The following is a 15,689-nucleotide window of genomic DNA, read 5'->3' as shown; positions in this document are numbered from 1 at the left end:
TCTCTCTCCTAACCCAATCAGAAATGGAACTGCATATCTTCATCGAGCACATTATTCATGCGCCCGGCTTCAATCAGCTTAATATCGCGGATACAGATGGAACGATCGCTTGCAACGATATCCAGCAGCTTCAAGTAATCGCCCGCCAGCCGCTCTACCATCTCCCGCTTGAACAGCGATGCGGCATATTCGAAGCAAAAACGGAAGCCCTCGTCCTCCTCCGCCGCCGACAGCGTCAGGTCGAACTTCGCGATTGTGCTGCCCGTCTCGTAAGGCTTGAATTGCAGCCCTTGAAGCTCTTCCGCTTCATTGCCGATATTTTGCAGGCTGAAGACGGTATCGAAGAGCGGGCTGCGGCTTAAGTCGCGCTGAAGGCCAAGCGAAGCGGTAAGCTGCTCCAGCGGATATTCCTGATGCTGGAACGCTCCGAGCGTCCGCTCCTTCACCTCGTGAAGGAAGGCGGTGAAAGTCAGATCGCCCCGTGGGAAATTTCTTAACGCCAGCGTATTGACGAACATGCCCATTACACCCTCCAGATCGGCGTGGGGTCTTCCCGCTATCGGCGCACCAATGACGATATCTTCCTGCCCCGCATATTTCGAGAGAAGCACATTGTAGGCGGCAAGCAGTGTCATGAAGAGCGTTGCCCCCGTCTCCTCGCCGAGCTCGTGCAGCTTGCGCTTCAATTCGGAATCGCCTGCACAGGTAATGGAATCGCCCTCGAAGCTGCGCTTCTGCGGTCTTGGATAATCAGTCGGCAGCGCCAATTGCGGAACGCCACTGGCAAATTGCTCTGACCAGTACGCTTTCATCCGCTGAGATTCCGGCGAAGCAAACAGCCGATTCTGCCAAGCGGCGTACTCCTTGAACTGCACCTTCAGCGCTGGAAGCATCCCTCCGCTGTACAGATGAGCAAACTCACTCACCATAATGCTCATCGAGACACCGTCGGCAATAATATGATGCATATCGAACATCAGCAGATGCCGATCCCCCTCCAGCTTGACCAGACCAACCCGCAGCAGCGGCGGCTGTCCCAAGTCAAAGGGGCGCACAAACTCGCGAAGAATGGCGTCAATATCCGCTTCCTCAGCGACCTGGCATGCCATCTCAAGAGGCGCCTCGGCATGAATAATCTGAACAGGCTCCCCGCCTATCGATGCGAATGACGTTCGAAACGCCTCATGCCGCTGAACAATGGCGCGGAATGCGCCCTGCATCGCCTCCACGTCCAGCTCGCCCTCGACAATCATTGCGCCCGGCATGTTGTAGCCGGTTCCTGCCCCTTCGAACTGATTCATAATGTACATGCGGCGCTGCGCAGCCGACACCGCATAATGCGGCTGTTCCGGCAGCGGAATAATAGCGGATTGCGTCTTCCGCTCCGCACGGTCGATTGCGGCGGCCACCGCTTCAAGAGTGGGACGCCGGAACAATTCCTCCAGCTCCAGCCTGACCTCGCAGACCGAAGCGACCTTGGCGATCATGCTCATCGCCTTCAAGGAATGTCCGCCAAGCCGGAAGAAATCGTCGTGCAGGCCGATGCGCTCTGCACCGAGCAGCTCCGCCCATATGGCGGCGAGCTTCACTTCCGTGTCTGTGCGCAGCGGTATATATACCCCTCCGTCCGCTAAACCATCATGCGGAAGCTCCTCCAGAGCGCGGCGGTCGATCTTGCCGTTCGAGGTGAGCGGCATCTCATCCATTCGAATCAGATGCGCCGGCAGCATGAAGGCCGGCAGCAGCGAGGACAAATGCTCTCGCAGCAGTGCAGCGTCCAGCTCACCTTGCGCCGTATAATAAGCGCTCAGGTAAGCTTCGCCCCCCTCATCGCGGCGAGCCAGTACAAGGGCCTCAATAACGGAGCCATGCTTCAGCATCGAGGCTTCGATCTCGCCAAGCTCAATGCGGTAGCCGCGAATTTTGACCTGATGGTCGATGCGGCCCATATATTCAATGCTGCCGTCAGGCAGCCAGCGCGCCAGATCGCCAGTGCGGTACATCCGCTCTCCGGGGAGAAACGGACAGGCCACGAACTTCTCGGCCGTCAGCTCCGGGCGGTTCAAGTAGCCCCGGGCCAGTCCGACCCCGCCAACGCATAATTCTCCGGGAACACCAATCGGCTGAAGCTGATTCTCGCCGTTGACGATATAAATGCTCGTATTCGGAATCGGTCCTCCAATGGGCACCGAGTCTGCCGAATCCAGCATGGCCTCATTGATCTCGCAGGCCGTAGCGCAAATCGTCGTTTCGGTCGGTCCGTATGCATTCACATAATGAACCCGGCCGAGCCAGCGCTTCACCGTCTCCCGCGCTGCCGCAGAGCCTGCCGTGATGAGACGGCGCAAATAGGGCAGACGCTCAGGCTCCAGATGGACCGCAAAGGTCGGCGGTAGCGTAATGACCGTAATTCGTTCCTCGTTCATGAAGGATTCGAAGCTGCCATAATCGTTCAGCGCGGCCTTCGGAACCAGATGCAGGCTGGCCCCGGTCAGCAGCGCCATGAAGGTCTCCCATATCGAAGCGTCAAAGGAGCTGCTGGCGAATTGCGCGATGCGGTCGCCTTCGCATATGCCGTACTGCTCGCGGAAATAAGTCTGCAAATTGGCAAGCCCCCGCTGCTCCAGCATCGTTCCTTTGGGCATGCCCGTCGTGCCCGAGGTGTAGATGACGTAGGCCAGATCGGTAGAGCACGCACTCTCGCGGTCTACGGAATTTTCCAATTCAACCGAGATAGTTCTCGGTTCCTCCATTAATCGCTCACCGTTCGCCACACTTCCCTCGGCGCTCATCGCTATTCCTTCGGCGTTCACCTTAATCCCGTCACCATTCACCTTAATCCCGTCACCGTTCACCTTAATCCCGTCACCGTTCACCACAATTCCCTCGGCGCTCGCAACCGCTCCATCCTCGTAAACGAACAGCGCGGCCTCCTGCCCAAGAATAGCGCGGACCTTGTCTTGCTCCTGCCGCCCCGTTACGATCAGCGCTGCACCGCTGTCCTCGGCGATATACCGAATCCGGTCCGGCGGATAATCGATATCAATGGGCAGGTACGCGCCGCCTGCCTTGAGAATAGCTAGCATGGATACGATCATCTCGATGGAGCGCTCCATCATGACGGCAACGATGCTCTCTGCGCCTGCACCGGCGTTCCGCAGCAGCCCGGCCATGCGGTCGGCTTCCCTGTCCAGTTCACTGTACGACAAGCTCCGCTCGCCCATTCGGACGGCAGTCGCAGCTGGAAGGCGCTTCGCCTGCTCCTGAAACAGCTCAGGAACAGTTCGATCAGCGGGAAAATCAACGCTCGTATCATTAAATTGCTGGAGCAGCAAGTCCTTGTCCTCAGCTGGCAGCAGCTCAACTGCGGCAAGCGCAATATCCGGCTGGGCTGCAATCGTTCTTAGCAGCTCCGCGTAATAGCGCAGAAAACGCTCTATCGTATCTCTTTTGAACAGGGCTGTGCAATATTCCACGCCGAGCGTCAGCCCCTCATCGGACGGCTCTGCCATAAGCGTAAGGTCGAACTTAGACACCTTGTTCTCGAACTCGCAGGGCGTTACTTGCAGACCATGCGGGTCTTCGCCGCTGCCCGACATGTTCTGAACCATGAAAAGCACATCGAACAGCGGATTGCGGCTCGTATCGCGGGCGGCATTCAGCCGTTCCGGAAGCTCCTCGAAGGGATAGTCCTGATGCTCGAAGGCTTGCAGCATCCCCCGCTTCACTTCCGCAAGCAGGCCGCGAAACGTTTTGCCGCCTTCCGGCTTTCCGCGCAGCGCCACCGTATTGACGAACATTCCGATCATCGATTCTAGATCAGCATGCGTGCGTCCCGCGACCGGCGTGCCGATCACAATATCCGTCTGCCCCGTGTACTTGTACAGCAGCCCGTAGTAAGCGGTCAGCAGCACCATATATAATGTCGCGCCTTCCCTTGCCGCCAACTCCTGTAGTCCCTTCGCAAGCTCAGGTGCAACCGTCATGGACAGATGCTCGCCCGCAAAGCTCCGTAATGGCGGACGGGCATAATCTGTCGGCATATCCAGCAGCGGCAGCTCGCCTGACAGCTGCTCCAGCCAATAGGCCTCGGATTCACGAAGCTTCTCCGAAGCCATTCGACCCTTCTGCCAAAGGGCGAAATCCTTATACTGCACCTTCAGCTCCGTCAGCGCTTCCCCCCGATACAGCGTAATAAATTCGTCCATAATGATAGATAGCGAGACACCGTCCGCTATAATATGATGCATATCGAACAGCAGCAAATGTCGGTTCACAGCCAGCTTGATCAGCTCAACACGGAACAGCGGAGCCGTATCGAGCTGGAACGGGCGGATAAAGCGTTCCGCCATCGCCTCGGGCTCAATATCCTGCTCCGGCAGCCCGGAGGCGTCCGTCACCTTCATGCTGAATGCGACTCTGTCATGCACGCGCTGCACGGGTTCTCCGTCATCCGCCAAATGAAAGGAGGTACGGAACGATTCATGCCGCTCCACCAGCTTGCTCATCGCCAGGTCGACACGGGAAATTTGCAGCTCTCCCTCCAGCAGGAAGATGCCGGGGATGTTGTATCCCGTATGTGTGCCGCCAAGCTGGCTTAGAACGAACATCCGTTTCTGGGCGGAAGAAAGGGGATAGCTGTCTAGTCGCTCGGCCTGCGGAATACCCTCATGCTTCGCTTCCTGTCCGTCATTTCGGCTCAAATACCGGGCCACTGCCTGAATCGTCGGCTCATGAAACAGCACCTTCAGCGGCACATCGGCGCCGCACTGCTTGCCAATGCGGGACACCAGCGTCATCGCCTTCAAGGAATGACCGCCAAGCGTAAAGAAATTATCCGTTATGCCGATCCGCGCCGCGCCAAGCACCTCTTCCCAAATTCCGGCAAGCGTCTGTTCCAGCTCATTCGTAGGCGCAACATAGCTCTCTCCCGCCAGCAAGCTGACGTCGGGCTCCGGCAGCGCGCGCCGATCGGTCTTGCCGTTAGGCGTTAGCGGCAGCTCCGGCATTTGGAGAAAATACGATGGAACCATATAGTCAGGCAGCGTCGACAACAGATATTTCCTCAGCTCAGGAGCAGTCAGCCATTCTGCAGCCGCATAATACGCGCATAAATATTTGCCGCCCTTGCCGTCCTCATAGGGAATGACCGCCGCTTCCGTCACTGCGCCATGATTGAGCAGGCGCGATTCGATTTCGCCAAGCTCTATGCGATGGCCGCGGATTTTGACCTGATGGTCGATCCGGCCCAGAAGCTGGATTCCGCCATCCGGCAGCCAGCGTCCGAGATCGCCTGTACGGTACATGCGCTCCCCCGATCCGAACGGGCTTGCGATGAACTTCTCCTCCGTCAAGCTGTCATTGCCGATATATCCCCGTCCGACATTGTGTCCGGCGATATACAGCTCGCCAACGATGCCGACCGGCTGCAGCTGCAAGCCGCTGTTCAGAATGTAAATGCCGGTATTGGCAATCGGGCGGCCGATATGCGGCAGCTCTGCGATTTCATCCTGCGGCCCCATCGTTAATGCCGTCACCACATGCGTCTCGGAAGGACCGTAGTGATTGTGCAGCGAGACGCTCTGGCGGTGCAAATAAGATCGGAGCAAATCAGGCACGACGAGCTGCTCCCCCGCAGTAATAATATGCTTCACACAGGACGGGAAGAGCGCCACATAATCCGCCTCATTGAAGACGAACTTGAGGAACGAAACCGGCAGAAACAGAACAGAGATCGATTGCTGGCGAATCAATGACGTGAGCTTCTCCACGCTGCGCTTCGTCTCGTTATCGATGAGATGGAGCGTGCCTCCGGCAAGCAAGGTGGAGAAAATCTCCTGATAGCAGACATCGAAGCTGATCGTCGTATATTGAAGCACGCTTTCGTTATAGGGAACCGTTGTACTCCCATGCACATAGGCAAGCAAATTGACCATATTGCGATGCTCCAGCATAACCCCCTTAGGCTGGCCAGTCGTGCCGGAGGTATAGATGACGTACAGCAAATCATTCGCACCGGCCAGCGGAGGCAGATTGGCGGACGATTCTTCTTCATAGCGCTCCCGTTGGAGCGGCAGCAGCTCACAGCAGCTCTGAAGACGCTCCACTGCATCTGCTGCGGCCTCCCCGCATTCCGGCGCTGCCAGCAGCAACCCGGCTTCGCTGTTGTCAAGCATGTAGACTATCCGATCAGTCGGCAGCTCCGGGTCAATCGGCACGAATGCGCCTCCTGCCTTTAATACAGCCAGAACAGCGGCAACGAATTCAAGCGAACGTGCCGCCATAATGCCGACCGTCCTGCCGGGACCGATGCCCTGCCTCTGCAGCAGATGAGCCAGCCGGTTGGCATCGGCGTTCAACTCGCTGTATGTCATGCTTCGCGAGCCGAACATAACCGCTTGTGCAGCTGGCGTTCTCTCCGCTTGCTCCTCGAACAGAGCATGCACCGTTCCCGTGGACGAGCTCGTCGGGCATTCCGCAGCGTTGAACGACTGCAGCAGCTCCAGCTCCTGGGCTGTCAACAGCGACATCTCGCGCACCGCAATGTCAGGATTGGCGACAGCCCCTTCAGCCAACGCGCGAAGATGTCCTTCCAGAGCCAGAAGCCGATAAGTATCATACACGGACGCATTGTAATTCAGCTTGACGGTCAAGTCCTCGCCCGGCAGCACCATCACATTCATGTCATAGCTTGTCTGCTCATACATACTGATCTCGCCGGCGTCGAAGCCAAGCGTGTCTTCTTCGCTCCCCTCCGCCACTTCCTTCTCGACAGGATAGTTCTCGAAGACGACAATATGATTGATCAGCTCTCCCTTTAACGCCGTCAAGCTCTGTATTTCGTAGAGCGGCATATAATCATAGCGCTCAGAGCTCACCGCATGCCGCTGCACCTCGGCAGCCAGCTCTGCGAACGTCTCGACGCCTGATGTGCGAATGCGCACCGGAATCGTGTTGATGAACAATCCGATCATCGTTTCGATGCCCGGAACCTCCGAGGGACGGCCGGAGACGACGGAGCCGAACACGACGTCCTCCGTATGGCTGTAGCGCTGCAGCAGCACTCCCCATAACGTCTGGAACAGCGTGTTCAACGTAATCTGGCAGCTCGCCGCAAGCTCCTGCAGCTTGCCCGTCAGCTCCGTTCCGAAGCTGAAACGAAGCTCGGCCTGCTTATAATCGCCATGGCTCCCACCGCCAGCAGCAGCGGAATCGCGCCGCGGCAGCGCCGCCTCCTGCTCGTAGTCGCCCAGCAGGCCGCCCCAATACTGCAGCGCTTCCTCGCGGTTCTGTCTCTCCAGCCATTTGATATAGTCGCTGTACGGATAGACAGGGCCAAGAGCAGGCTGCACGCCCGTCTTCAAGCCCGCGTATACGCTGAACAGCTCATTGATAATGATGCCAAAGCACCAGCCGTCCATCAGAATATGGTGGTGGCTCCAGATCATTTCGTATTGATCCCCCGCAAGGCGGACGACGATCATCCGGGTCGGAATATCGCGCGACAGGTCAAAACCTGCCTCGCGGTCCTGACGCCGAAGGGCCGCCAATCGTTCCTCCTGCACATCCGCTGCCAATGAGGACAGATCCTCCATCCCGACAGTCAGTGCGCGTTCCTTCAGCACAACCTGGACAGGCCGCTTGACCTTTTCATGAAGAAAAGTCGTTCGAAATACGTCGTAGCGTTCCACAATCGTGTTCATGCTCTGCTGCAGCAGGGCAGCATCCAGTTCTCCGTGAATGCGGACAGTCAGTTGCTCGAAGTAAGTCGCGCCCTCATTCAGCAGCGTATGGAACAGCATCCCTTCCTGCATCGGGGACAAATAGTACATGTCCTTTACTTGATCCTTCTTAAACGTTGACATCTCACACCTCTTTGACCCTTGAAGGCTATTTGCTTTCTCAGTTCATTTTCTCTCCCAGCAGCTCGAAAATATCGTCCATCTCATCCATCGTCATTCCCTTCGAGCTCACATCGCTCGGTGTCAACTCGGAGTCGTCATGTCCGATACAATGAGCGATCAACGACGTCAGACTGTTGCGGAAAATGTCCATAAAGCGGTTCATGCCAGACTCCGTGAAGGCGAGACTGTTATAGTGGCATTTCATCGATAGACGCCCGTCCTCCACAATGCCGCCGAAGTTCCACGCAAAGCTGTTCTCTGCTTTGGAGCCCACCGGCGACCCGTTGTCGAAATGGGAGCTTCGGAACGTCTCATTGTCCGTCTCCCCATCGATTTGCCCCAAATAGTTGAAGCAAATATCAGGCAACAGCTCGAAGCGGAGGCCATGCAGCTCCTGCGGCGTCATATATTTCAAAACCTCGTAGCCTATGCCTTTATTCGGCACAGCACGCAGCTGTTCTTTGATCCCTTTGATTTGCCGGGAAATATCTCCGTCCCCGTCTGCGGCGGCTGTCATATCCAGCACGATCGGATACTGCGACGTAAACCAGCCTACCGTGCGGGAAATATCAAGCGCCTCTGCGATGGCCTCCCGGCCGTGCGATTCCAGATTGACGCATACCTGCTCCATGCCGCACCATCCCTTGACAGAGAGGCCAAGCGCGGTCAGCAGCAGATCGTTGATCTCCGTGTTATAGGCTCGTCCTGCCTCTTTGAGCAGCCCCTCTGTCACGTCCTCATCCAGCTCGAACTCAGCCGTCCGCAGATCAGAGAAACGTCCCGCTCCACCCTGCAGCTCTCGCGGCAGCGGCCTGACATCCGCAGTCTCCAGCTCTCTCCAATACTGGGCTTCCCGAAGCAGGAGCGGGCTCAGGGCATACTGCCCAAGCTGCTGCGACCAGTAGAGGAAGGAATCGGATTTCAGCGGCAGCCTTACTGGCTCGCCGTTCAAGGCTTGTCCGTAAGCCTGCTCCAAATCCTCGAACAGAATGCGCCAGGAAACGCCGTCAATGACGAGATGGTGGGCGATGAGCAGCAAATGGTCGCCATCGCGCGTCCGATAGAGCACAGTCAGGAAGAGCGGTCCTGCGGACAAATCAATGGAGCTCTGCAATCCCTCGGCATGACGGGCAAGCGCCGCCTGCTCATCCCCTTCTGCTGTCAAATCGACACATTCATAGTGATAAAGCGGTTCGTCCTTCGGTCCCCGATTGAACGCCGCCACCCCGCCAGCCTCACCCTGACTGGAACGGAATACAAAGCGAAGCGCGTCATGGTGCAACACGATCGCATGGAGGGCGGCGCGCAGCGCTTCCTCAGCGAAACGTACAGGGCTGTAAAGCATGACCGACTGGTTCCAATGATGGGCATCCGTAAATTGCTGACCGAAAAACCACTGCTGAATCGGTGTAAGCGCGGCTTCTCCTTCCACAGCGCTCTGGTCAATGCTTCGCAGAACAGATGTCAGTCGCGGCGCAAGCTCCCCGACAGTGGGATACTGGAACAGCTCCTTCATCTCCAGCTTCAATCCATGCGCATTCAGCCTTGCCGCCACCTGGATCGCCTTGATGGAATCGCCGCCAAGGGCGAAGAAATTGTCGGCTAAGCCGACTTGCGGCGCTCCGAGCACACCCTGCCAGATTTGCGCCAGCAGCTCCTCGCGAACCGATTGCGGAGCGCTGTATTCCGTGCCGGAGGCCATGCTTAAATCCGGCTCCGGCAGCGCGCGCCGGTCAATCTTGCCGTTGGAGGTGAGCGGCATGGCGTCCAGCTGGATAAAGTAGGCAGGAACCATATAATCGGGCAGCGACGACTTCGTTAATTCGCGCAGTTCCTTGACCGTAAGCTCCGCATCGGCAACGGCATAGGCGCACAGCGCATGATCGCCGCTCCCGTTGTCGCGGGCAATGACGATAACTTCCCTGATCCGCTCATCGCGAAGCAGCACCGTTTCGATCTCGCCCAGCTCAATGCGGTGGCCGCGAATTTTGACCTGATGGTCCATTCGGCCGAGATACTCCATCTCGCCGTCAGCCATTCGGCGGGCCAAATCGCCAGTTCGGTACAGCAGCTCCTCCGGCTTGTACGGATTGTGCAGGAAACGCTCTGCAGTCAATTCCTCCCGGTTCAAGTAGCCGCGAGCCACGCCATCGCCGCCGACATACAGCTCGCCAGCGACGCCAATCGGCACAAGCCTTCCGTTGAAATCGAAAATATAGCAGGTCAGCGTCGGAATCGGCGTCCCGATGTTGCTAATGTTGGTTTCGATCTCGCGATCCGTTATTTCTTTGTACGTCACATGAACCGTCGTTTCCGTTATCCCGTACATGTTGATCAGCTTCGTATCACGGTATTTGCTCCGATAAGGATGCAGCATGATCGGATTCAAGGCCTCGCCGCCGAAGATGACATATCGGAGCGCCAGATCATGATCATTCCGCCCTGCTTCCTCCTGAATAAGAGCATAGAACGCGGTTGGCGTCTGATTCAGCACCGTCACCCGCTCGCGGCGGAGCAGATCAGCGAATGCCTGCGGATTTTGCGCGGTAGGGCGCGGCACGACGACCACATGGCCACCATACAGCAGAGCGCCGTACATTTCCCATACCGAGAAATCAAAGCAGTACGAATGGAACATCGTCCATACATCGCTCTCGTTGAACTCGAATGCCATCCGGTCGTTGACCAGCAGCCGCACCACATTGCGGTGGGAGATCATGACGCCTTTGGGACGGCCAGTCGTTCCCGATGTATAAATAATGTAGGCAAGATCGCCAGGCTCGTTGATCGGCTCCAGCTCCCCTGTCTCTCCACGAAAGGTCGTTCCTTCATCAAGATCCAGCACAATGCCCGCATCGGTTCCGGCCAATCCCAGATAGGCCGATTGCGTCAGCACCGCCTTGGTGCGGCTGTCCTCCAGAATGAACCGAATCCGGTCCTCCGGATAGGCGGGATCAATCGGCACATACGCGCCGCCCGCCTTCAGCACAGCCAGCATCACGACGACGATGTCAGCTGATCGATCCAGCAGAATCGCCACCAGATCGTCGCGGCCGATGCCAGCCTCATCCCGCAGCTTCCTTGCCAGCACATTGGCGCGGGCGTTCAGTTCGCCGTAAGCCAGCCTTTCCTCGCCAAAGGAAAGCGCAATGCGATGCGGCGCAGCAGCAGCCCTTTCCTGGAACAGCGATACAATCGTCGCCGCTCGCGGATAATCAGCCGCAGTATCGTTGAAGCCGTTCAGCAGCTGCTCCTTCTCCTGTGCGCCCAGCATATCCAGACTGGACAGCGTTGCCGATGGATCGGCGGCAATCGCCTCCAGCAGCCCAACATAATGACGGGCAAGCCGTTCTGCTGTTTCCCTGCTGTATAGCGAGGATGCATATTCGATGCTGAACAGAAGCGTGCCGTCATCCTGCTCGATAACGCCAAAGGTCAGATCGAACTTCGCGATATCATTGGAATGCGGATACGCGCTTAGCTTCAACTGCTCCAGCTCCAGCTCAGCCTTGTCCATGTTCTGCATAAGAAACATCGTATCGAACAGCGGATTGCGGCTCATATCGCGCGTTAGGCCGAGCTTCTGAACCAGCTCCTCGAACGGAAACTCGCCATGCTCGAACGCTTCAAGGGAGTGATTCTTCACCTCAGCTACGAAATCCGTGAAGGCAAGCGATGCTCTAGGGCGGGAGCGCAGGGCAAGCGTGTTGATGAACAGCCCCGTCATCTCCCGCACATCGTCATGGCTTCTCCCCGCCGATGGCGTGCCTACGACCAAATCCTCCTGCCCCGAATACTTGGCCAGCAGCACCTTATAAGCCGCCAGCAGCACCATAAACAGCGTTGCGCCCTGTGAGGACGCCAGCTCGCGCATCCGCTGCGCCAGCCCCGCTGCGGCTGAGAATTCAACGCGGTCTCCAGCATATTCGCGCACTAGCGGACGGGAATAATCGGCAGGCAGGTCTACAGTCGGCACACCATCACGGAACTGCTCCAGCCAGAACGCCTCATCCTTCTTGAGCTGCTCCGAGTAGGCCGGACCAGACTGCCAATGGGCGAAATCCTTATACTGAACTCTCAGCTCCGGCAGCTGCTCGCCGCGATACAGAGCCGCCATATCCCGAATCAACAATCCGATGGACACGCCATCGGCAATAATATGATGAAGATCAAGCAGCAGCAGATGCCGCTCTTGCTCCAGTCTCACAAGTCCTACTCTAATCAAGGGCGCGATGTCGAGCTGGAACGGACGAATGAACGTCTGAACCGCCTGTTCGGCCTCCCTGGCGTTCTCTGCTTCCCTGTAATCAATGACAAGCTCAGCAGATGGATGAACTCGTTGTACAACTTCCTCGCCAATCATCCCAAAGGAGGTGCGCAGCGGCTCATGCCGCTCAACAAGACGCTGAAACGCATCCGCAAGCCGATCCGCATCAAGCGGTCCTTCCAGCAGCAGAGCGTCCGGCATGTTGTAGGCCGTTCCAACATTCTCGAACTGCCCCATCACGAACATACGGCGCTGCCCCGAGGAAACGGGATAGGTATCGCTCGGCTCAGCAGGCTCTATCGCGATAAAGCCGCTGACCATCGAAGAATCCCCTTCTATATAGCGGGCAATGTCGCGAATAGTGAGACGCTGGAAAAGCGTCTTCAGCGGAACCTCTGTCTCTAGCTCCTTTTTGACCCGTGTGATCAGCATCATCGCCTTCAGCGAATGACCGCCCAGCTCGAAGAAATCATCGGTAACGCCGACCTGCTCTACACCCAGAATCTCCTGCCAAATCGGCTGCAGCTTGGCCTCCAGCAAAGTCCCCGGCGCCACATATTCCCTCACCGCGCTGCCGTCCGAGTCCGGCGCCGGAAGCGCCTTGCGGTCGATTTTACCGTTGGCAGTCAGCGGCAGCTTCTCCAACCTAATCAGGAAAGCAGGGACCATGTATCCGGGAAGCTCGCCCTGCAGCGCACTTCTTATTGCTGCTTCGTCCCAGCTGCTTCCAGCCGCCAAGGTTATATAAGCGCAGAGCTGTCCCGAGCCAGCGCCTTCCTGCAGCGCCAGCACAACCGCCTCCTCGATGGAGGGCTGCTTGCGCAGCACGGCTTCGATCTCGCCCAGCTCGATCCGATAGCCGCGAATTTTCACCTGATGATCCGCCCGTTCAACGAATTGCAGCTCTCCCTCCGCTGTCCAGCGTGCCAGATCGCCCGTCCGGTACAATCTTGCTCCTTCAATATAAGGATGTGGAACAAAGACTTCTTTCGTCAGTTCCGGCAGGTTCAAGTAACCGCGCGCCAGCCCCTTGCCGGAAATGCAAAGCTCCCCCGCTGCGCCGACAGGCTGCAGCTGCAGGTCAGCGCCCAGCACCCATACCTCGGTATTGGCGATAGGGACGCCAATTGTGATCGGACGACCGTCCTCCGCATGACGCAAACAGGTCGTAATGACGCTGTTCTCTGTCGGCCCGTATTCATTGACCAACTCCAGACCCGGATGTTTGCTCGCTGCTCTGGCGGCAACCACCTCAGACAGCTTCTCTCCGCCCAGCGTCACCGCCTTTAGCGATGCTCCCTCCTCCGGGGTTATCGCATCCAGAATGGCGGCGAACATAGACGGCACTGTGCTGAAATGGGTAATCCGCTCGCTTGCAATGAGCCGCTTCAGCACCAAGGGGGCCTTCGCTTCCTCGTCCTTGGCAAATACAACAGCAGCACCCGACAGCAGCGGTGCAAAAAACGTGCTGACGAAGGCGTCGAACGCGAATGATAGGAACAGCAGCGTCCTGTCCCCAGGTCCGAAGCCGTACGTCTCTCTCCGCCAAAGCAGCGTATTGACGATGCTGCGGTGCTCGATCATAACGCCCTTCGGCTTGCCTGTCGTGCCCGATGTATAGATGACATAGGCCAAATCATCAGCTCCTGCTGCAAGCGGGAGATTGTCCGCACTTTCGGAGGCCCAAGCGCTGCGATCATTGAGATTGATGACCGGCACGCCCTTGCCCTCCGCTAATTTCGTGAAGGATGACCCTGCAATAACAACACTTGCTCCGCTGTCCTCCAGCAAATAATGAATGCGCTCCTGCGGGTATTCGGGATCGATGGGCAGGTAAGCCGCGCCTGATTTGAGAACCGCCAGCAGCGCGACCGCCATATCCAGCGAACGCTCCGCCAGCACAGCAACGATGCTGCCGGCAACGATGCGATCAGCAGCGCCGCTCCGGCGCAGCATGCCCGCCAGCCGGTTCGCCTCGTCATTGAGCTCGCGGTAGGTTAGCGATGCGCCGCCACAGACGACAGCTGTAAGCTCAGGCGTCAGCGATGCCTGCTCCTCGAACAGGGCATGAAGCGGAAGCAGCTCTGATGCGCCGTAATCCTTGGCAGTCATGTTGAAGCCTTCCATCAACTGACGCTTTTCTTCCCCTGTGACAACCTCCAGCCGAGACAGCTCAACAGCAGGATTGTCTGTAATTTGCGCAATCAGCCCGCGCAGATGTCCTTCGATGCGATCAACAATGGCGCTCTCGAAACGATTGGCATTATAGCTGAATTTGACAGATAGCTCGTCGCCGGGAGATACGATCACATTGAAGTCATAATTCGTTTGCTCGAACACGCGATCGACATGCGCCTGGAAGCCGATTGCCGCTTCCGCGCTGTCCCCCTCCGCATCCTTGCCAAGCGGATAGTTCTCAAAAATCATAATATGATCCAGCAGCGCCCCCTTCAGCGCCGATTGATTCTGCACCTCATAGAGGGGCAGGTAGCTGTGCGATTCCATCTCTACCGCGCCGGAGTGAATGCGCGACAGAAGCTCACCGAATGTCATTCCCTTCTCCAGCACCACACGGACAGGAACTGTATTGATGAAAAGTCCCACCATGCTTTCAATGCCTGCCACCTCGGAGGGCCGGCCGGACACAACAGAGCCGAATGCCACATCGTCTGTCCTGTTGTATTTGCCAAGAAGGACTGACCATAACGCCTGGAACAAGCTGTTCATCGTCGTTCCGCAGCCCCTTGCCATGCGATTCAACTGCTCGGTCAGCTGCGGCCCAATGGCAAACTCGCGCTGTTCTTGGCGGTATTCGCCCTCCTCAGCGCCGTGAAGCCGCCCCGGCAATGATGTCTGCGCATCGAAGCCGTCCAGAATATGGCCCCAGTACGCGAGGGAATCCGCCTTGCTTCTTTTTTCCAGCCATTTGATATATTCGCTGAACGGATATACCGCAGAGGCCGGAATCGACACCTTGCCCCGCAGGGCAGCGTAGATTTGGAACAGTCGGCTAATGACAACACCGAAGCCCCAGCCATCCAGCAAAATATGATGATGGCTCCACACTAATCGATACGCCCGCTCTCCTGTGCGGAACAATGCGACACGAAGCAGCGCATCCTTGGCAAGCTGAAACCCGCGCAGGCGATTCTCTTCATTGAAGCTGTCCATATGCCCCAATTGCTCTTCCACCGCCATTGAACGCAGATCCTCATAATGAAGCCCGATCTTCCGCTCACGAAGCACAACCTGACGGGGACGCTGCAAGTTCTGATGGACAAACAAGGTGCGCAGTATGTCATATTCCGCAACGATGCGGTTCAGACTCTCTTCGAACAGCACATGGTCCACGCTTCCCGTCAATGTCGCTTCCATCTGGGTGAAATAAGCGCTGGAGCCATTGTCCATCATGGAATGGAACAGCATCCCTTCCTGCATTGGCGTCAGAGGGTACACCTTTTGTATAGCATCCGCTTTAGTCATCATTCACCTCCGAAGCATTTTTGCTTGACTCCCCG

The 15,689-nt window shown here is 57.3% G+C and carries 2 protein-coding genes; both read right to left on the bottom strand.

Annotated elements, in window-relative coordinates; translation table 11 throughout:
* Positions 1–17: 17 nt before the first annotated feature.
* The gene (locus L6H65_RS09165) at positions 18–7,865 is read right to left on the bottom strand and encodes a non-ribosomal peptide synthetase (RefSeq protein ID WP_236340288.1); all 7,848 of its coding nucleotides are present in this window, start codon (positions 7,863–7,865) and stop codon (positions 18–20) included.
* A 37-nt stretch (positions 7,866–7,902) separates the two neighbouring features.
* Entirely contained in the window at positions 7,903–15,657 is a 7,755-nt protein-coding gene (locus tag L6H65_RS09160; RefSeq protein ID WP_236340279.1) for a non-ribosomal peptide synthetase, read from the bottom strand.
* Positions 15,658–15,689: the final 32 nt, after the last annotated feature.

Origin of the sequence: Paenibacillus plantiphilus (genome assembly GCF_927798095.1) — a bacterium.
GTDB lineage: Bacteria > Bacillota > Bacilli > Paenibacillales > Paenibacillaceae > Paenibacillus_Z > Paenibacillus_Z plantiphilus.
Note: the sequence above shows the minus strand (reverse complement) of the source record. Positions and strands in the feature narration are given on the sequence as shown.

Excerpts from the sequence above, each read along its gene's own strand:
- L6H65_RS09160 (WP_236340279.1), bottom strand. The coding sequence starts at position 15,657 with ATGATGACTAAAGCGGATGCTATACAAAAGGTGTACCCTCTGACGCCA.
- L6H65_RS09165 (WP_236340288.1), bottom strand. The coding sequence starts at position 7,865 with ATGTCAACGTTTAAGAAGGATCAAGTAAAGGACATGTACTATTTGTCC.